Origin of the sequence: Pseudomonas sp. DL (genome assembly GCF_047199225.1) — a bacterium.
Taxonomy (GTDB): domain Bacteria; phylum Pseudomonadota; class Gammaproteobacteria; order Pseudomonadales; family Pseudomonadaceae; genus Pseudomonas; species Pseudomonas aeruginosa.
This window is the reverse complement of the sequence record NZ_CP178323.1, coordinates 5721711-5740705: the sequence shown is the minus strand read 5'-3', so window position 1 is coordinate 5740705 and position 18995 is coordinate 5721711. Positions and strand designations below refer to the sequence as shown.

The 18995-nt window shown below is 65.3% G+C and carries 17 protein-coding genes and 2 tRNA genes; 17 read left to right on the top strand and 2 right to left on the bottom strand.

All coding sequences use genetic code 11. The features are described from left to right. The 10 genes from amiB (at nt 1) to ACI766_RS26815 (ending at nt 11036) form a co-directional block, all read left to right on the top strand. Entirely contained in the window at nt 1-1428 is a 1428-nt protein-coding gene (amiB, locus tag ACI766_RS26860; RefSeq protein ID WP_003123571.1) for an N-acetylmuramoyl-L-alanine amidase AmiB, read from the top strand. Then, nucleotides 1428-3329 (top strand): DNA mismatch repair endonuclease MutL, encoded by a 1902-nt coding sequence (gene mutL, locus ACI766_RS26855; RefSeq protein ID WP_003106411.1) that lies wholly within the window; start codon nt 1428-1430, stop codon nt 3327-3329. Before amiB ends, mutL begins: the two co-directional genes overlap by 1 nt. Nucleotides 3330-3386: 57 nt before the next feature. Further along, the gene (miaA, locus tag ACI766_RS26850) at nt 3387-4358 is read left to right on the top strand and encodes a tRNA (adenosine(37)-N6)-dimethylallyltransferase MiaA (protein WP_003121153.1); all 972 of its coding nucleotides are present in this window, start codon (nt 3387-3389) and stop codon (nt 4356-4358) included. Nucleotides 4359-4463: 105 nt separating this feature from the next. Then, nucleotides 4464-4712, top strand: coding sequence for an RNA chaperone Hfq (gene hfq, locus ACI766_RS26845; RefSeq protein WP_003095657.1), 249 nt, complete (start codon nt 4464-4466; stop codon nt 4710-4712). 12 nt (nt 4713-4724) lie between these two features. Further along, entirely contained in the window at nt 4725-6026 is a 1302-nt protein-coding gene (hflX, locus tag ACI766_RS26840; RefSeq protein WP_003113930.1) for a ribosome rescue GTPase HflX, read from the top strand. 94 nt (nt 6027-6120) lie between these two features. Continuing rightward, nucleotides 6121-7323: an FtsH protease activity modulator HflK gene (gene hflK / locus ACI766_RS26835; protein ID WP_003106427.1), complete on the top strand. Its 1203-nt coding sequence runs from the start codon at nt 6121-6123 to the stop codon at nt 7321-7323. Beyond that, nucleotides 7323-8192, top strand: coding sequence for a protease modulator HflC (gene hflC, locus ACI766_RS26830; protein ID WP_003106429.1), 870 nt, complete (start codon nt 7323-7325; stop codon nt 8190-8192). Before hflK ends, hflC begins: the two co-directional genes overlap by 1 nt. Nucleotides 8193-8287: 95 nt before the next feature. Continuing rightward, nucleotides 8288-8473: a DUF2065 domain-containing protein gene (locus ACI766_RS26825; RefSeq protein ID WP_003095647.1), complete on the top strand. Its 186-nt coding sequence runs from the start codon at nt 8288-8290 to the stop codon at nt 8471-8473. Nucleotides 8474-8507: 34 nt separating this feature from the next. Further along, nucleotides 8508-9692 carry an ATP phosphoribosyltransferase regulatory subunit gene (locus ACI766_RS26820; RefSeq protein WP_003095644.1) on the top strand — a complete coding sequence of 395 codons (1185 nt, stop codon included), beginning with the start codon at nt 8508-8510 and terminating at the stop codon, nt 9690-9692. A 51-nt stretch (nt 9693-9743) separates the two neighbouring features. Next, nucleotides 9744-11036: an adenylosuccinate synthase gene (locus ACI766_RS26815; RefSeq protein WP_003095642.1), complete on the top strand. Its 1293-nt coding sequence runs from the start codon at nt 9744-9746 to the stop codon at nt 11034-11036. Between the two features lie 156 nt (nt 11037-11192). Here the strand turns inward: ACI766_RS26815 and ACI766_RS26810 are convergent. Next, nucleotides 11193-11279 (bottom strand) — tRNA-Leu (locus ACI766_RS26810). A 129-nt stretch (nt 11280-11408) separates the two neighbouring features. Further along, a tRNA-Leu gene (locus ACI766_RS26805) sits at nt 11409-11495 on the bottom strand. A gap of 204 nt (nt 11496-11699) precedes the next feature. On the opposite strand from ACI766_RS26805, the gene rnr reads away from it, so the two are divergent. The 7 genes from rnr (at nt 11700) to dnaB (ending at nt 18951) form a co-directional block, all read left to right on the top strand. Continuing rightward, nucleotides 11700-14417 carry a ribonuclease R gene (gene rnr / locus ACI766_RS26800; protein ID WP_004347671.1) on the top strand — a complete coding sequence of 906 codons (2718 nt, stop codon included), beginning with the start codon at nt 11700-11702 and terminating at the stop codon, nt 14415-14417. Then, the gene (rlmB, locus tag ACI766_RS26795; RefSeq protein ID WP_004347672.1) at nt 14414-15160 is read left to right on the top strand and encodes a 23S rRNA (guanosine(2251)-2'-O)-methyltransferase RlmB; all 747 of its coding nucleotides are present in this window, start codon (nt 14414-14416) and stop codon (nt 15158-15160) included. Before rnr ends, rlmB begins: the two co-directional genes overlap by 4 nt. 214 nt (nt 15161-15374) lie before the next feature. Then, nucleotides 15375-15794 (top strand): 30S ribosomal protein S6, encoded by a 420-nt coding sequence (gene rpsF / locus ACI766_RS26790; RefSeq protein WP_003095636.1) that lies wholly within the window; start codon nt 15375-15377, stop codon nt 15792-15794. 29 nt (nt 15795-15823) lie between these two features. Further along, on the top strand, nt 15824-16054 hold the full coding sequence (rpsR, locus tag ACI766_RS26785; protein WP_003095634.1) for a 30S ribosomal protein S18: 231 nt from the start codon (nt 15824-15826) through the stop codon (nt 16052-16054). A 36-nt stretch (nt 16055-16090) separates the two neighbouring features. Beyond that, nucleotides 16091-16960 carry a hypothetical protein gene (locus ACI766_RS26780; protein ID WP_004347675.1) on the top strand — a complete coding sequence of 290 codons (870 nt, stop codon included), beginning with the start codon at nt 16091-16093 and terminating at the stop codon, nt 16958-16960. 21 nt (nt 16961-16981) lie between these two features. After that, a complete protein-coding gene (gene rplI, locus ACI766_RS26775; protein ID WP_003095627.1) occupies nt 16982-17428 on the top strand; it encodes a 50S ribosomal protein L9 in 447 nt (148 codons plus the stop codon). Nucleotides 17429-17556: 128 nt separating this feature from the next. Further along, the gene (gene dnaB, locus ACI766_RS26770; RefSeq protein ID WP_003100012.1) at nt 17557-18951 is read left to right on the top strand and encodes a replicative DNA helicase; all 1395 of its coding nucleotides are present in this window, start codon (nt 17557-17559) and stop codon (nt 18949-18951) included. Nucleotides 18952-18995 lie beyond the last annotated feature (44 nt).

Here is an 18995-nt window from a genome sequence, read left to right as displayed (position 1 = left end):
ATGGGTTGGGGCTTGCGTCTGCGGACGTTGTTGACTGGGGTGATGATTCTGCTGGCCTGCCAGGTCGGCGAGGTTCTGGCCGCCGCGCAAATCAAGAGCGTGCGGATCTGGCGCGCTCCGGACAACACCCGTCTGGTCTTCGATCTCTCCGGTCCGGTGCAGCACAGCCTGTTCACCCTGGCCGCACCCAACCGTATCGTCATCGACGTCAGCGGCGCCCAGCTGGCGACCCAGCTCAACGGTCTCAAGCTCGGCAACACCCCGATCACCGCGGTGCGCTCCGCCCAGCGCACGCCCAACGACCTGCGCATGGTCCTCGACCTGTCGGCGCAGGTCACCCCGAAAAGCTTCGTCCTGCCGCCCAACCAGCAATACGGCAACCGCCTGGTGGTCGATCTCTACGACCAGGGCGCCGACCTGACCCCGGACGTACCCGCGACGCCGACCCCGAGCGTGCCGGTCACTCCGGTGACGCCGACCCAGCCGGTGGCCAAGCTGCCGCTGCCGACCAAGGGCGGTACCCGCGATATCGTCATCGCCATCGACGCCGGCCACGGCGGTGAAGACCCTGGCGCCCTTGGCCCGGGCGGGTTGCACGAGAAGAACATCACCCTGTCGATCGCTCGCGAGCTGCAACGCCAGATCAACCAGGTGCGCGGTTACCGGGCCGAGCTGACCCGTACCGGCGACTATTTCATCCCGCTGCGCAAGCGCACCGAGATCGCCCGCAAGAAGGGCGCTGACCTGTTCGTCTCGATCCATGCCGACGCCGCGCCGAGCCGCAGCGCCTTCGGTGCCTCGGTGTTCGCCCTGTCCGACCGCGGCGCCACTTCGGAAACCGCGCGCTGGCTGGCCGACAGCGAGAACCGTTCCGACCTGATCGGCGGCGATGGCAGCGTCAGCCTCGGCGACAAGGACCAGATGCTCGCCGGCGTGCTGCTCGACCTGTCGATGACCGCCACCCTCTCGTCGAGCCTGGACGTCGGCCACAAGGTGCTGACCAATGTCGGCCGCATCACTTCGCTGCACAAGCGTCGTGTCGAGCAGGCCGGGTTCATGGTGTTGAAGTCGCCGGACATCCCGTCGATCCTGGTGGAAACCGGCTTCATCTCGAACGTCAACGAGTCGCGCAAGCTGGCCAGCGCCAGCCATCAGCAGGCTTTGGCGCGTTCGATCACCAGCGGCATCCGCCAGTATTTCCAGCAGAGCCCGCCGCCCGGCACCTACATCGCCTCTTTGCGCGCCCAGGGCAAGCTCTCCATGGGGCCGCGCGAGCACGTGGTGCGGCCCGGAGAGACCCTGGCGATGATCGCCCAGCGCTATGAAGTGAGCATGGCCGCGCTGCGCAGCAGCAACAGCCTGTCCAGCGACAACCTGAAAGTCGGCCAGGCACTGTCCATCCCGAGCACCGCCCTGGCGGCCCAGTGATGAGTGAAGCACCGCGTATCCAGCTGCTGAGTCCGCGGCTGGCGAACCAGATCGCCGCCGGTGAGGTGGTCGAGCGTCCCGCCTCGGTGGCCAAGGAACTCCTGGAAAACAGCCTTGACGCCGGTTCCCGGCGCATTGATGTGGAGGTCGAGCAGGGCGGCATCAAGTTGCTGCGAGTGCGCGACGACGGTCGCGGCATCCCCGCCGACGACCTGCCGCTGGCCCTGGCTCGCCACGCCACCAGCAAGATCCGCGAGCTGGAAGACCTGGAGCGGGTGATGAGCCTCGGCTTCCGTGGCGAGGCGCTGGCCTCGATCAGTTCGGTAGCGCGCCTGACCATGACCTCGCGTACCGCCGACGCCGGCGAAGCCTGGCAGGTGGAAACCGAGGGCCGCGACATGCAGCCGCGGGTACAGCCGGCGGCGCACCCGGTGGGGACCAGCGTCGAGGTTCGCGACCTGTTCTTCAACACCCCGGCGCGGCGCAAGTTCCTGCGTGCCGAGAAGACCGAGTTCGACCATCTGCAGGAGGTCATCAAGCGCCTGGCGCTGGCCCGCTTCGACGTGGCTTTCCACCTGCGCCACAACGGCAAGACCATCTTCGCCCTGCACGAGGCGCGAGACGAGCTGGCCCGCGCGCGCCGGGTCGGCGCGGTGTGCGGCCAGGCATTCCTCGAGCAGGCGCTGCCGATCGAGGTCGAGCGCAACGGCCTGCACCTGTGGGGCTGGGTCGGCTTGCCGACCTTCTCCCGCAGCCAGCCGGACCTGCAGTACTTCTATGTGAACGGGCGCATGGTGCGCGACAAGCTGGTCGCCCACGCGGTGCGCCAGGCTTATCGCGACGTGCTGTACAACGGCCGGCATCCGACCTTCGTGCTGTTCTTCGAAGTCGATCCGGCGGTGGTGGACGTCAACGTGCACCCGACCAAGCACGAAGTTCGCTTCCGTGACAGCCGGATGGTCCATGACTTCCTCTATGGCACCCTGCATCGTGCGCTGGGCGAGGTCCGTCCCGACGACCAGCTCGCGCCGCCCGGGGCGACCAGCCTGACCGAGCCGCGTCCGACCGGCGCTGCCGCCGGCGAGTTCGGCCCGCAGGGCGAGATGCGCCTGGCCGAGAGCGTGCTGGAGAGTCCGGCGGCACGGGTGGGCTGGAGTGGCGGCTCATCGGCCTCCGGCGGCTCCTCCGGCTATTCCGCCTATACCCGGCCGGAGGCGCCGCCCTCTCTGGCCGAGGCCGGTGGCGCCTACAAGGCCTACTTCGCGCCGTTACCCGCGGGCGAGGCGCCAGCCGCGTTGCCCGAGAGCGCCCAGGACATCCCGCCGCTGGGTTACGCCCTGGCGCAGCTCAAGGGCATCTACATTCTCGCCGAGAACGCCCACGGCCTGGTGCTGGTGGACATGCACGCGGCCCACGAGCGGATCACCTACGAGCGCCTCAAGGTGGCGATGGCCAGCGAAGGCTTGCGTGGGCAGCCGTTGCTGGTGCCGGAGTCGATCGCGGTCAGCGAGCGCGAGGCGGATTGCGCGGAAGAGCATTCCAGCTGGTTCCAGCGCCTGGGCTTCGAGCTGCAGCGCCTGGGGCCGGAAAGCCTGGCGATCCGGCAGATCCCTGCGCTGCTCAAGCAGGCTGAGGCGACCCAGTTGGTGCGCGATGTCATCGCCGACCTGCTGGAATACGGCACCAGCGACCGTATCCAGGCGCACCTGAACGAGTTGCTCGGCACCATGGCCTGCCATGGCGCGGTGCGCGCCAACCGGCGCCTGACCCTGCCGGAAATGAACGCCCTGTTGCGCGACATGGAAATCACCGAACGCAGCGGCCAGTGCAACCATGGGCGTCCGACCTGGACCCAGTTGGGCCTGGACGAGCTGGACAAGCTCTTCCTGCGCGGACGCTGAGCCTTGCAGCTTCGGGCGCAAAGCCCGAAGCTATGCGCTTTGTCCAAGAGCGTTCCGATGTCTTCCCTGCCTCCCGCCATCTTTCTCATGGGGCCGACCGCCGCCGGCAAGACCGACCTGGCGATGGCGCTGGCCGATGCGCTGCCCTGCGAGCTGATCAGCGTCGACTCGGCGCTGATCTACCGCGGCATGGATATCGGTACGGCCAAGCCTTCCCGGGAGCTGCTGGCGCGCTATCCGCACCGCCTGATCGATATCCGCGATCCGGCGGAGAGCTATTCGGCCGCGGAATTCCGCGCCGACGCCCTGGCGGCGATGGCCGAGGCCACCGCGCGCGGCAGGATTCCCCTGCTGGTGGGGGGCACCATGCTCTATTACAAGGCGTTGCTCGAGGGCCTGGCCGACATGCCCGGCGCCGATCCCGAGGTGCGCGCGGCGATCGAGGCCGAGGCCCTGTCCGAAGGTTGGGAGGCGCTGCACCGGCAACTCGCCGAGGTCGACCCGGAGTCGGCTGCGCGCATCCACCCCAACGACCCGCAGCGACTGATGCGGGCGCTCGAGGTGTATCGCCTCGGCGGGGTGTCGATGAGCGACCTGCGTCGCCGGCAAAGCGCTGAAAAGGCGGATTTTGACGCGTCAGGCAGGAATCAATTGCCGTATACTGTCGCTCAGCTGGCGATTGCTCCCGAGCAGCGCCAGGTGTTGCACGCGCGGATTGCGCAGCGTTTTCGCCAGATGCTGGAACAGGGTTTCATCGCCGAGGTCGAAGCACTGCATGCCAGAAGTGACTTGCATGCAGGATTACCGTCTATTAGAGCCGTGGGTTACCGTCAGGTGTGGGATTACCTGGATGGCAAGCTGTCCTACGCTGAAATGACCGAGCGCGGCATCATCGCTACCCGCCAGTTGGCCAAGCGCCAGTTCACCTGGCTGCGAAGCTGGAGCCATCTACACTGGATGGACAGCCTAGCAGGTGACAATCTGCCGCGTGCCTTGAAATACCTGAAAACGGTCTCCATATTGGCCTGAGACCTTAATTTGTCCGTCTGTTTCCGGAACGACTCCGGAGTTTGGACGGCGCCAAGTCACCCTATTCGACTACTTCAAACTACGATCCTTAAAGGAGTGCGGCACATGTCAAAAGGGCATTCGCTACAAGACCCTTACCTCAATACCCTGCGGAAAGAACGCGTCCCGGTTTCCATCTATCTGGTCAACGGCATCAAGCTGCAAGGCCAGATCGAGTCCTTCGACCAGTTTGTCATCCTGCTGAAGAACACCGTCAGCCAGATGGTTTACAAGCACGCGATCTCCACCGTGGTACCGAGCCGTCCGGTGCGTCTGCCGAGCGGTGACCAGCCGGCCGAGCCGGGCAACGCTTGACGGGAGTCCGCTTTGTTCTTTGAGCGCCCAGGTGGTGGGGAACAGGCTGTTCTGGTGCATCTGGAAGGGCAGAACCCCGAGGCGCGTGAAGACCCGCAGGAGTTCCAGGAGCTGGTGCGTTCGGCCGGCGCGGAAACGGTGGCATTCGTCAGCGTCTCCCGCCACCAGCCGAGCGCCAAATATCTTATCGGCAGTGGCAAGGTCGAGGAGTTGCACGACCTGGTCAAGGCCGAAAACGTCGAGCTGGTGATTTTCAACCACACCTTGACGCCCAGCCAGGAGCGCAACCTCGAGCGTGCGTTCGAGTGCCGCGTACTCGACCGGACCGGGCTGATCCTCGACATCTTCGCCCAGCGCGCACGTACCCACGAAGGCAAGTTGCAGGTGGAACTGGCGCAACTGGAGCACATGAGCACGCGGCTGGTACGCGGCTGGACCCACCTCGAACGGCAGAAAGGCGGTATCGGTCTGCGCGGTCCGGGCGAGACCCAGCTGGAAACCGACCGACGCCTGCTGCGCGTGCGCATCCGCCAGATCAAGCAGCGCCTGGAGAAGGTCCGCAGCCAGCGCGAGCAGGCTCGACGCGGGCGCAAGCGCGCGGATATCCCGGCGGTCTCCCTGGTCGGCTATACCAACGCCGGCAAATCGACCCTGTTCAATTCGCTCACCGCCTCCGAGGTGTATGCCGCCAACCAGTTGTTCGCCACCCTCGACCCCACCCTGCGTCGCCTGCAACTGGACGATCTCGGGCCGGTGGTGCTGGCCGACACGGTGGGCTTCATCCGCCACCTGCCGCACAAGCTGGTGGAGGCCTTCCGCGCTACGCTGGAAGAGTCGAGCAACGCCGACCTCCTGCTGCACGTGATCGACGCCTACGAGCCCGAACGGGATGCGCAGGTCGAGCAGGTGCTGGCGGTGCTCGGCGAGATCGGCGCCAACGAATTGCCGATGCTCGAGGTCTATAACAAGGTTGACCTGCTACCCTCGGTCGAGCCGCACATCCAGCGCGACGACTCCGGCAAGCCGGTGCGCGTCTGGCTGTCGGCGCAGACCGGCGAAGGCCTCGACCTGTTGCGCCAGGCCATCGCCGAGCTGCTTGGCGAGGACCTGTTCGTCGGAACCTTGCGCCTGCCCCAGCGGCTCGGGCGCCTGCGCGCCCAGTTGTTCGAACTGGGCGCGGTGCAGTCCGAGGCGCACGATGAGGAGGGTTGTACCCTGCTGCAGGTGCGCCTGCCGCGGGCCGAGTTGAACCGCCTGGCGAGCCGCGCTGGCTGGCAGCCGGCGGAGTTCGTTGCGCAACACACTTTGCAATAAAGCCCGTATCGCTGCTTTTGGCAGCGGGCAGGGCATTCGGTAGCATGGGTGGCCGCGCCGCAGGCGCGTTTCGCGTTACTAGATGGAGAGCGCTATGGCTTGGAACGAGCCGGGTGACAACTCGAACAACAACGATCGAGACCCGTGGGGAGGCCGCCGCGGTGGTGGTGGCGGCGGTGGTGACCGCAAGGGGCCGCCCGACCTGGATGAGGCTTTCCGCAAGCTTCAGGACAGCCTGAACGGGCTGTTCGGTGGAAAAAAACGCAGTGGCAACGGTTCCGGCTCCGGTTCCGGCGGCAAGGGCGGTGGCCTGGGCCTGTTCGGCATCGGCCTGGCGATCCTCGCCGTGCTCTGGCTGTACAACGCCATCTATGTGGTGGACGAGCAGGAGCAGGCGGTCATCCTGCGCTTCGGCAAGTATTACGAGACGGTCGGTCCCGGCCTGAACTTCTACTTCCCGCCGATCGACAAGCGCTTCCAGGAGAACGTCACCCGCGAGCGTGCGTACAGCAAGCAGGGGCAGATGCTCACCGAGGACGAGAACATCGTCGAAGTGCCGCTGACCGTGCAGTACAAGATCAGCAACCTGCAGGACTTCGTGCTCAACGTCGACCAGCCCGAGGTCAGCCTGCAGCAGGCGACCGAGAGCGCGCTGCGGCATGTCGCCGGCTCCACCACCATGGACCGGATCCTCACCGAAGGCCGCGAGCAGATGGCGACCGAGGTGCGCGAGCGCCTGCAACGCTTCCTGGATACCTACAGGACCGGTATCACCGTGACCCAGGTGAACATCCAGAGCGCCCAGGCACCGCGTGAGGTGCAGGAAGCGTTCGACGATGTGATCCGGGCCCGCGAGGACGAGCAGCGCGAGAAGAACCAGGCCGAAGCCTATGCCAACGGCGTGGTGCCGGAGGCACGTGGCCAGGCCCAGCGCATCATCGAAGAAGCCAACGGTTACCGCGACGAGGTGATTTCGCGCGCCCAGGGCGAGGCGGATCGCTTCTCCAAGCTGCTGGTGGAATATCGCAAGGCTCCGGAAGTGACGCGCGAGCGTCTGTACCTGGACACCATGCAGGAAGTCTTCAGCCAGACCAGCAAGGTGCTGGTGACCGGTCAGCAGGGGCAGAACAACCTGCTCTACCTGCCGCTGGACAAGATGATCGATGGTCGTAACGCCGCGCCCGCTACGGGGGCCGGTGCTTCCGCCGGTGGTGGCAGCGCCAGCGCTTCCGACCTGGGGTCGCGGATCGTCAACGATCTGCGGCAGCAAGACGCGCGTACGAGGGAGAGCCGCTGATGGGCAACAAGTCTTTGATCGCTCTGATCGTCGGTGTCGTCGCCGCCATCGTCCTGTGGAACAGCGTCTACGTAGTCCAGCAGACCGAGCGCGCGGTCATGTTGCGCTTCGGCCGGGTGGTCGAGTCCGACGTCAAGCCGGGCCTGCACTTCAAGATCCCGTACGTCAACCAGGTGCGCAAGTTCGACGCTCGCCTGCTGACCCTGGATGCCCCGACCCAGCGCTTCCTGACCCTGGAAAAGAAAGCGGTGATGGTGGATGCCTATGCCAAGTGGCGGGTGGCGGATGCCGAGCGCTTCTACACCGCTACCTCGGGCCTCAAGCAGATCGCCGACGAACGCCTGTCGCGGCGTCTCGAAGCGGGTCTGCGCGACCAGTTCGGCAAGCGTACCCTGCATGAAGTGGTATCGGGCGAGCGCGACGCGCTGATGGGCGACATCACCGCTTCGCTGAACCGCATGGCGCAGAAGGAACTGGGTATCGAGGTGATCGACGTGCGGGTCAAGGCCATCGACCTGCCGAAGGAAGTCAACCGCAGCGTCTTCGAGCGGATGAGCACCGAGCGTGAGCGCGAGGCCCGCGAGCACCGCGCCAAGGGTCGCGAACTGGCCGAAGGCATTCGTGCCGACGCCGATCGCCAGCGCCGGGTAATCGTTGCCGAAGCCTACCGCGAGTCGGAAGAGACCCGCGGTGACGGCGACTCCAAGGCTGCCGCGATCTATGCCAAGGCCTACAACCAGGATCCGGAGTTCTATTCCTTCTACCGTAGCCTGAAGGCGTATCGCGAAAGCTTCGCCGAGAAGCGCGACGTACTGGTGCTCGATCCGAGCAGCGAGTTCTTCCGCTATCTGAACAAGGCCAACAAGTAATACTCGGTTCTCCGGCGGGCGGCAGCGCCCGCCGGAGAAATCGTGTTATGATGAGCCAGCCGGGAAATCCCGGCTTTTTTGCGTCCGCGAGAATCATGTGGCAGGAATTCGGCATCGCTTTTTGTCTCGTGCTGGTGCTGGAAGGCATCCTGCCGTTTCTGTGTCCGCGACAATGGCGCGAGGCGGTCACCGGCATCGGCCGGCTGAGCGACCGTCACCTGCGTCTCGTGGGGCTGGGCAGCATGCTGCTCGGCACCCTGCTTCTTTACTGGATTCACTGATGATGTGCCGCCCGGCTGAAAGGGGAGAGGCGAAATGGCAACGGTAGACCGCTGGCTGCTGCCAGATGGGATCGAAGAGGTGCTGCCCCCGGAGGCGGCGCGCATCGAAGCAGCCCGCCGTCAGGTGCTGGATCTGTTCCACCGCTGGGGTTACGAGTTCGTCGTGACCCCGCATATCGAATACCTGGAGTCGCTGCTCACCGGCGCGGGACAGGATCTTGACCTGCGCACCTTCAAGGTGACCGACCCGGCGTCCGGCCGGCTCATGGGTTTCCGTGCCGACATTACGCCGCAAGTGGCGCGGATGGATGCGCACAGCCTGCGCCGCGAGGGACCGAGCCGCCTGTGCTATGCCGGCAGTGTGCTGCATGCGCAGCCGCGCGCGCTGTCCACTTCGCGTAGTCCGATCCAGCTGGGCGCCGAGCTGTACGGCGATCCGAGCCCTGCCAGCGATGTCGAGGTGATCAGCCTGATGCTGGAAATGCTCGAGATGGCGGAAGTGCCGGACGTGCACATGGACCTCGGCCATGTCGGTATCTACCGCGGCCTGGCGCGCGCGGCAGGGCTGTCCGGCGAAGTCGAGCAGCAGTTGTTCGATGCCTTGCAGCGCAAGGCGGTGGACGAGGTCGAGGCGCTGACTGCAGACCTGCCTGCCGAGCTGCGCGGCATGTTGCGTGCGCTGGCCGAGCTATGCGGCGGCCGCGATGCGCTGGAGCAGGGCCGTGCCCGTCTGGCGGCGGCGCCGGCCGATGTCCAGGTGGCGCTGAACGAGCTGATCGAGATCGCCGATTCGCTGGCTGGACGTTTCCCCGGCTTGCCGCTGTATTTCGACCTCGGCGAGCTGCGTGGCTATCACTATCACACCGGCGTGGTGTTTGCGGCCTTCGTGCCCGGCGTTGGCCAGTCCATCGCCCAGGGCGGTCGCTATGATGATATCGGTGCCGATTTCGGGCGCGCCCGCCCGGCCACCGGTTTCTCCACCGATCTGAAAAGCCTGGTCACTCTCGGCCAGGCCCGGTTGGACCAGGCTGTATCGGGTATCTGGGCGCCGGCCGAAGGGGCCGGGCTCTGGCAGGCGGTGCAACGACTGCGCCGCGACGGGCAGCGTGTCGTCCAGGCTCTGCCCGGGCAGGATGCGGCTTCTGCGCGCGAGGCGGGCTGCGACCGGCAGCTGGCGCTGCGCGATGGCAATTGGCAGGTGGCGCCGCTGGCGTCCTGAGATTCCGCCGGCCGCGGCCGGCATCGAACTTCCACGATGGGGACAAGTGTTATGGGTAAGAATGTCGTAGTCCTGGGCACCCAATGGGGTGATGAGGGCAAGGGCAAGATCGTCGACCTGCTCACCGAGCAGGCGGCTGCCGTAGTTCGCTACCAGGGTGGTCACAACGCTGGCCACACCCTGGTGATCGATGGCGAGAAAACCGTCCTGCATCTGATTCCATCGGGCATCCTGCGCGAAGGCGTGCAGTGCCTGATCGGCAATGGCGTGGTGCTGGCGCCGGATGCGCTGCTGCGCGAAATCACCAAGCTGGAAGAGAAGGGCGTGCCGGTGCGCGAGCGCCTGCGCATCAGTCCTTCCTGTCCGCTGATCCTGTCCTATCACGTCGCCCTCGACCAGGCGCGCGAGAAGGCCCGCGGCGAAGCCAAGATCGGCACCACCGGTCGTGGCATCGGCCCGGCATACGAGGACAAGGTGGCGCGTCGCGGCCTGCGCGTCGGCGACCTGTTCCACCGCGAGCGCTTCGCCGCCAAGCTGGGCGAGCTGCTGGACTACCATAACTTCGTCCTGCAGCACTACTACAAGGAGCCGGCCATCGACTTCCAGAAGACCCTGGACGAGGCGATGGAGTATGCCGAGCTGCTCAAGCCGATGATGGCCGATGTCGCTGCGACCCTGCACGACCTGCGCAAGCACGGCAAGGACATCATGTTCGAAGGCGCCCAGGGATCGCTGCTGGACATCGACCATGGCACCTATCCCTACGTGACCAGTTCCAACACCACCGCTGGCGGTACCGCCACCGGTTCCGGCTTCGGCCCGCTGTACCTGGACTACGTACTGGGTATCACCAAGGCCTATACCACTCGCGTCGGCTCCGGTCCGTTCCCGACCGAGCTGTTCGACGACGTCGGCGCCTACCTGGCCAAGCGCGGCCACGAGTTCGGCGCCACCACCGGTCGCGCTCGTCGCTGCGGCTGGTTCGATGCCGTGATCCTGCGCCGCGCCATCGAGATCAACAGCATCTCCGGCCTGTGCCTGACCAAGCTCGACGTGCTCGATGGTCTGGACGTGGTGCGCCTGTGCGTCGGCTACAAGAATGCCGATGGCGATGTGCTGGAAGCGCCGACCGATGCCGACAGCTACATCGGCCTGCAGCCGGTCTACGAGGAAATGCCCGGCTGGAGCGAGTCGACCGTGGGTGCGAAGACCCTGGAAGAGTTGCCGGCCAACGCCCGCGCCTACATCAAGCGCGTGGAAGAACTGGTGGGTGCGCCGATCGATATCATCTCCACCGGTCCGGATCGCAACGAAACCATCATCCTGCGCCATCCATTCGCCTGAGGCGGATAGCGGGGCGATGACGGAACGGGCTGCGCATGCGGCCCGTTTTCATTTCCGGGGTCGGCGCCGCGGCGAGCGGGGGGAGGTGGCGTGGCTCGAAGGGAAAAATCGCGGACAACAAAAAGCCGAGCGATGCTCGGCTGTTTGTCTTGAAGATGGTGCCCAGGAGAAGACTCGAACTTCCACGGTGTTGCCACCGCTAGGACCTGAACCTAGTGCGTCTACCAATTCCGCCACCTGGGCATGCTTTTCAGCATTGTGCGATGATCGCTCATCGACTTGGGTGTTGCAAACCTTGTCGCAGTTTCAATGCCTGGTAGTGGCTGAACTGCTGAAACAAAAACGGTCTAATGTCCGGCTTTGTCTGAAATATGGTGCCCAGGAGAAGACTCGAACTTCCACGGTGTTGCCACCGCTAGGACCTGAACCTAGTGCGTCTACCAATTCCGCCACCTGGGCACTGGAGTCGATGATCGCTCATCGTTTCCGTGTTACAACGTCTCAGCAACGTTGTGGGCGCGAACTATACGAGTACGTATTCTGCTTGTAAACCCCTGATGCGATAAAAATTATTCTGTTGCCGAAGCTGACCGACGAAGCGTTTTCGCGCTTCAATAGAGCAATGGCAGCAAACGCTAAAGAAGAAAAGGTGACCTACCTCTAATGGCCGATTGGCAAAACCTCGATCCCGAGGCCGCTCGCGAAGCGGAAAAGTACGAAAACCCCATCCCCAGCCGGGAACTGATCCTGGCTCACCTATCCGAGCGGGGCGCTCCGGCGACTCGCTCCCAGTTGCTCGACGAGTTCGGGCTCGCCGGCGAGGAGCCGGAAGAGGCCTTGCGTCGTCGCCTGCGCGCCATGGAGCGCGACGGGCAGCTTATCTATACGCGTCGTGGCGCCTATGCGCCGGTGGACAAGCTGGACCTGATCCGCGGCCGCATCAGCGGGCACCGCGACGGCTTCGGCTTCCTGATCCCCGACGATGGCAGCGACGACCTGTTCCTCAGTCCCACCCAGATGCGCCTGGTGTTCGACGGCGACCGCGCCCTGGCCCGGGTGTCCGGCCATGACCGGCGCGGACGCCGCGAAGGCCAGCTGGTCGAGGTGATCGAGCGGGCCCACGAGATCGTGGTCGGCCGCTACTTCGAGGAAAGCGGCATCGGCGTGGTGGTCGCGGACAACCCGAAGATCCAGCAGGAAGTCCTGATCCCGCCGGGCAAGGCCGGCAAGGCCAGGCACAACCAGTTCGTCCAGGTGCGCATCGAGCAATGGCCGAGCATCCACCGCCAGGCCCAGGGCGAGATCGTCGAGGTGCTCGGCGACTACATGGCGCCGGGGATGGAGATCGAAGTCGCCCTGCGCAGCTACGATATCCCCCACGTCTGGCCGGCCGCAGTGGAGAAGGAAGCGGCCAAGCTCAAGCCGGAAGTGGCGGAGAAGGACAAGGAAAAGCGTGTCGACCTGCGCCAGGTGCCCTTCGTCACCATCGACGGCGAGGATGCCCGCGACTTCGACGACGCGGTGTACGCCGAGGCCAAGCGCGGCGGCGGCTGGCGCCTGTTCGTGGCGATCGCCGATGTCTCGCACTACGTGAAGGTCGGTTCGGCGCTGGACGAAGAGGCGGCCAGGCGCGGCAACTCGGTGTATTTCCCCGAGCGGGTGATCCCGATGCTGCCGGAGGTGCTGTCCAATGGTCTCTGCTCGCTGAATCCGCTGGTCGACCGGCTGGCCATGGTCTGCGAGATGACCCTGTCCAAGGCCGGCAAGCTGACCGGCTATCAGTTCTACGAAGCGGTGATCCACTCCCATGCGCGCCTGACCTACACCAAGGTCAGCCAGTTGCTCGAGCATCCCGACAGCGTCGAGGCCGAGAACCTGCGCCAGCAGTTGCCCGGCGTGGTGCCGCACCTGCAGCAGTTGTATGCGCTGTATAAAGCGCTGCTGGCCGGCCGCCATGTCCGCGGCGCGATCGATTTCGAGACCCAGGAAACCCGCATCGTCTTCGGCGCCGACCGGAAGATCTCGGAAATCCGCCCGACCCAGCGCAACGATGCGCACCGCCTGATCGAAGAGTGCATGCTCTGCGCCAACGTGGCGACCGCACGCTTCCTGCAGAAGCACGCCATCCCGGCGTTGTACCGGGTGCATGACGGCCCGCCGCAGGAGAAGCTCAACAACCTGCGCCAGTTCCTCGGCGAGCTGGGGTTGAGCCTCGGCCGCGGCAAGGCCGCGCCGACCCCGGGCGACTACCAGGAGTTGCTGGAGAAGATCCACGACCGCGCCGACTTCCGCCTGATCCAGACGGTCATGCTGCGTTCGCTCAGCCAGGCGGTGTACAGCCCGGACAACAATGGCCACTTCGGCCTCAACTACGACGCCTACACCCACTTCACCTCGCCGATCCGGCGCTACCCGGACCTGCTGGTGCACCGTGCGATCCGCAGTGTGATCCGCTCCAAGGCGGAGACTCCGCACGTGCAGCGGGCCGGCGCGGCGAGCATGCCCAAGGCGCGCATCTATCCGTACGACGAATTGCGCCTGGACCAGTTGGGCGAGCAGTGCTCGATGACCGAGCGGCGTGCCGACGAGGCCACCCGCGACGTGACCAACTGGCTGAAGTGCGAATACATGCGCGAGCGGGTCGGCGAGACCTTCCCTGGCGTAATCACCGCGGTCACCGGTTTCGGTCTGTTCGTCGAGCTGACCGACATCTTCGTCGAAGGCCTGGTCCATGTGACCGCGCTGCCCGGCGACTACTATCATTTCGACGCCGTGCACCATCGCCTCAGCGGCGAGCGCACCGGGCGCAGCTTCCGTCTCGGCGACACCACGGAAGTGGTAGTGGCGCGGGTCGACCTGGACGAGCGGAAGATCGATTTCGAGCTGGCCGGAAACGTGCTGAGCGCGCCGATCGGACGCAAGAAGCGCAACGGCGACAAGTCGGCGAACGCCGGCAAGGCGCCGAAGGGGCGCAAGGGCGCATCCGTGCCCGAGGTCGACCTGGAGCCGGCGCTGGCCAGTCCCGACGCCGCGGTGGTGCCGCGGCGCAAGGCCGGCAAGGTGCAGGCGCTGCCGCCGGTCGCGCCGGAGCTGCTGGCGCAGGCCGCGGAGATGCTCGGCAACACCGACGTGCGCAAGAGTCGCGAGGTGAAGCAGGCGCTGCTCGCCGAGGCGCGCGTCGGCGGCGGCAAGGACAAGGGCGGGAAGAAGGGCAAGGTCGTTCCTGCGGGCAAGAGCGCGAAGGGCAAGGCCAAGGGCGGCAAGCCCGCCGCTGCCGCCAAGCCGGGAAAGCCGACCAAGCATCGCAAGGGGCCTTCCAAGCCGAAGGCCGACAACGCTCCGGCCGCCACCGGGGCGCGCAAACGTAAGGCCAAGTCATGAGTCAGTGGGAAAAGGTCTACGGCGTGCATGCCGTGGAAGCGTTGTTGCGTCATCACCCGAAGCGGGTCAAGCAGTTGTGGCTGGCCGAGGGGCGGCATGATCCGCGGGTCCAGGTGCTCACCGAGCTGGCCGCCGGGTTCCGTATTCCGGTAGGGCAGCGCGACCGGCGCGAACTCGACGAGTGGGCGGAAGGCGTCCACCAGGGCGTGGTCGCGGAAGTCAGCCCCAGCCAGGTCTGGGGCGAAAACATGCTCGAGGAACTGCTCGAGCGGGGCGAGGGCGTGCCGCTGCTGCTGGCCCTGGATGGCGTCACCGATCCGCACAACCTCGGCGCCTGCCTGCGTACCGCCGATGCGGCGGGGGTGCAGGCGGTGATCGTGCCCAAGGACAAGTCCGCGACCCTCAACGCCACCGTGCGCAAGGTCGCTTGCGGCGCCGCCGAGGTGATCCCGCTGGTGGCGGTGACCAACCTCGCGCGCACCCTGGAAAAGCTCCAGCAGCGCGGCCTGTGGGTGGTCGGCACCGCTGGCGAGGCGGACAAGACCCTCTACCAGCTCGACCTCAAGGGGCCGACCGTGCTGGTGATGGGCGCGGAAGGCAAGGGCATGCGCCGGCTGACCCGCGAGCACTGCGACTTCCTCGCCAGGTTGCCGATGGCCGGCAGCGTCAGCAGCCTGAACGTCTCGGTCGCCACCGGCGTCTGCCTGTTCGAGATCCTCCGCCAGCGCACCCCGCTGGAGTGAGCGCGTGCGGGGCCGCCGCGGCGCGGCCCCGCGCCATTCCATCCGCTGTACAAATATTCGCCAATCTTCCTTGCTTCGCCGGTTGCCCTTCTCTAGAATGTCGCCCCTTGCCGCGTGGGCAGGCGTTCGTTCGCCTCTCCACCAGGCAAGCCAAGAAAACATTCACTCCTTGCCTGACCGTTCTGCGGCAGGCTGCAACCCGTAAGGAGCATTTATGCGTCATTACGAAATCGTGTTCCTGGTTCACCCGGACCAGAGCGAACAAGTCGGTGGCATGGTCGAGCGTTACACCAAGGCCATCGAAGAAGACGGCGGCAAGATCCACCGTCTGGAAGACTGGGGCCGTCGTCAGCTGGCCTACGCCATCAACAACGTGCACAAGGCCCACTACGTTCTGATGAACGTCGAGTGCAGCGCCAAGGCCCTGGCTGAGCTGGAAGACAACTTCCGTTACAACGATGCCGTGATCCGTAACCTGGTCATGCGTCGCGACGAAGCTGTCACCGAGCAGTCCGAGATGCTCAAGGCTGAAGAAAGCCGCAACGAGCGTCGCGAGCGTCGTGAGCGTCCGAACGATAACGCTGAAGGCGCCGATGGCGACGACAACAGCGATAGCGATAACGCTGACGAGTAATTCCGGACCAGTATTGAGGAGCCAATCACATGGCACGTTTCTTCCGTCGTCGTAAGTTCTGCCGCTTCACCGCCGAAGGCGTGAAAGAGATCGATTACAAGGATCTCAACACCCTGAAGGCCTACGTTTCCGAAACCGGCAAGATCGTTCCGAGCCGTATCACCGGCACCAAGGCCAAGTACCAGCGTCAGCTGGCGACCGCTATCAAGCGCGCCCGCTACCTGGCCCTGCTTCCTTACACCGACAGCCACGGCCGTTGAGATCGGGCAGTCGAACGCTGGTAAGGGATAGATCGCATGCGCGCACTGGCTGAGTTCACCATGCGCGGCCGCATGCAGGCCACGCTCGCCGTGGCAGGCTCCGCGGTTGTTCCACTGTTGTTCTGGCTGAGTGCCGCCGCCGGTAGCCTGTTGCTGCTGCGGCGCGGATTCGGCGACGCCTTCGGCGTCCTGGCCTGGGCGGTGCTACCGGCGATGTTCTGGTGGTACCTGGGCGATCCGAGCATCCTTCTGGTCCTGCTCGGTACCCTGACGCTGGCGCAGATCCTGCGCGCCAGCACGTCCTGGAGCCATGTGCTGCTGGGCAGTGTTGCAGTTGGCGTGGTATTCGCGCTGGTGCTGGGGCATACCTCCAGCGAGCTGATCGGCGCCCTGGCGACGGAAGTCACCAAGGTCCTGACCCAGCTTCGCGGGGAGTCCCAGCTGTCGGGCGAAGAGCTGGACAAGTTGCAGGTGGCGCTGGTGCCGACCCTGACCGGGGTCATGGCTTCCTCGCTGCAGGTGACCTGCCTGCTCTGCCTGATGCTCGCGCGGTACTGGCAGGCTTCGCTGTACAACCCGGGCGGCTTCGGCCGCGAATTCCGGAGTTTGCGGCTGGCGCCGGCGGTTGCCGTGATCCTGCTGCTGGGGGCCGTCGTGGTCCCGGCGCTGGAAGTGCAGGCCGCGGTGCTCGGTCCGTTGTGCAGCGTGCCGCTGATCATCGCCGGCGTGGCGCTCGGGCATGGCCTGATCGCCCTGAAGCGCCTCGCGGGTGGTTGGCTGGTGGGCCTGTACCTGGCTGTATTGCTGCTGGGGAACCTGATCTGTCTTTTGGCGGTTGTCGACAGTCTGTTTGATTTTCGTGGACGCCTGGCCCGGCGCCAGGGTTCCACGAACGGTGAAGGTTAAAAGTTAAGAGGTAAGACTCAAATGGAAGTCATCCTGCTGGAAAAAGTCGCCAACCTGGGCAACCTGGGCGACAAGGTGAACATCAAGGGCGGTTACGCCCGTAACTTCCTGCTGCCGCAGGGCAAGGCCACCGTCGCCACCGCCGAGAACGTCGCTGCGTTCGAAGCACGCCGCGCCGAGCTGGAAAAGGCTGCCGCCGAGAAGAAGGCCGCTGCCGAAGCCCGTGCTGCCCAGCTCTCCGAGCTGGTGGTAACCCTCGGCGCCCACGCTGGCGACGAAGGCAAGCTGTTCGGTTCGATCGGCACCCGCGACATCGCCGAAGCCGTTTCCGCTGCCGGTTACCCGCTGGAAAAAGCCGAAGTTCGCCTGCCCAACGGCGCGCTGCGCAACACCGGTGAGTTCGACGTCGCCGTGCACCTGCACACCGACGTGGAAACCACTCTGAAGCTGATCATCGTCGCTGAGTAAGCGATCCGATCGGTAGGGCTGGGCGGGCATATGCGTGTCCGCGGCAGTCCGCTAACATCGGGCACGGTACCGGCAACGGCACCGTGCCCGTTGTTTTTTCCGCTGTTCCTTTTTCTTGCGTCGAGTCTATGAACGAGATCACCAGCCCCGAGCAATACGACCTGGAAACCACAGCCCTGAAGGTGCCGCCGCACTCGATCGAGGCCGAGCAGGCCGTGCTGGGTGGCCTGATGCTGGACAACAACGCCTGGGAGCGTGTGTCGGATTCGGTGTCCGACGGCGATTTCTACCGCCATGACCATCGCCTGATCTTCCGCGCCATCTACAAGCTGGCCGAGGCCAACCAGCCGATCGACGTGGTGACCCTCTCCGAGCAGTTGGAGAAGGAAGGACAACTGGCCCAGGTCGGCGGCCTGGCCTATCTCGGCGAACTGGCGAAGAACATTCCCTCGGTCGCCAACATCAAGGCCTACGCGCAGATCATCCGCGAGCGCGCCACCCTGCGCCAACTGATCGGCATCAGCAACGAGATCGCCGACAGCGCCTTCCACCCGGAAGGGCGCGGCGCCAACGAGATCCTCGACGAGGCCGAGCGGAAGATCTTCGAGATCGCCGAAGCGCGACCGAAGACCGGCGGGCCGGTAGGGATCAGCGATATCCTGGTCAAGACCATCGACCGCATCGACTACCTGTTCAACACCACCGAGGCGCTGACCGGGGTGTCCACCGGTTTCACCGACCTCGACGAGAAGACCAGCGGCCTGCAGCCGGCCGACCTGATCATCGTCGCCGGGCGTCCGTCGATGGGTAAGACCACCTTCGCCATGAACCTGGTCGAGAACGCGGTGATGCGCACCGACAAGGCCGTGTTGGTGTACTCCCTGGAGATGCCCTCCGACTCGATCGTGATGCGTATGCTCTCGTCGCTCGGGCGTATCGACCAGACCAAGGTGCGTTCCGGCAAGCTCGACGACGAGGACTGGCCGCGCCTGACTTCGGCGATCAACCTGCTCAACGACAAGAAGCTGTTCATCGACGATACCGCTGGCATCAGTCCCTCGGAAATGCGCGCGCGGACCCGTCGCCTGGTGCGCGAGCACGGCGACCTGGCGCTGATCATGATCGACTACCTGCAACTGATGCAGATACCCGGCTCCAGCGGCGACAACCGGACCAACGAGATTTCCGAGATTTCCCGCTCGCTGAAGGCCCTGGCGAAGGAATTCAACTGCCCGGTGATTGCCCTGTCGCAGCTCAACCGCTCCCTGGAGCAGCGACCCAACAAGCGCCCGGTGAACTCCGACTTGCGCGAATCCGGGGCGATCGAGCAGGACGCCGACGTGATCATGTTCGTCTACCGCGACGAGGTGTACCACCCGGAGACCGAGTTCAAGGGCGTCGCCGAAATCATCATCGGCAAGCAGCGTAACGGTCCGATCGGTACGGTGCGCCTGGCCTTCATCGGCAAATACACGCGCTTCGAGAACCTTGCCGCCGGCATGTACAACTTCGAGGACGAATGACCCGGCTTGGGTCTTGCCCGGCGGGCGCCTTACCATAGGCACCC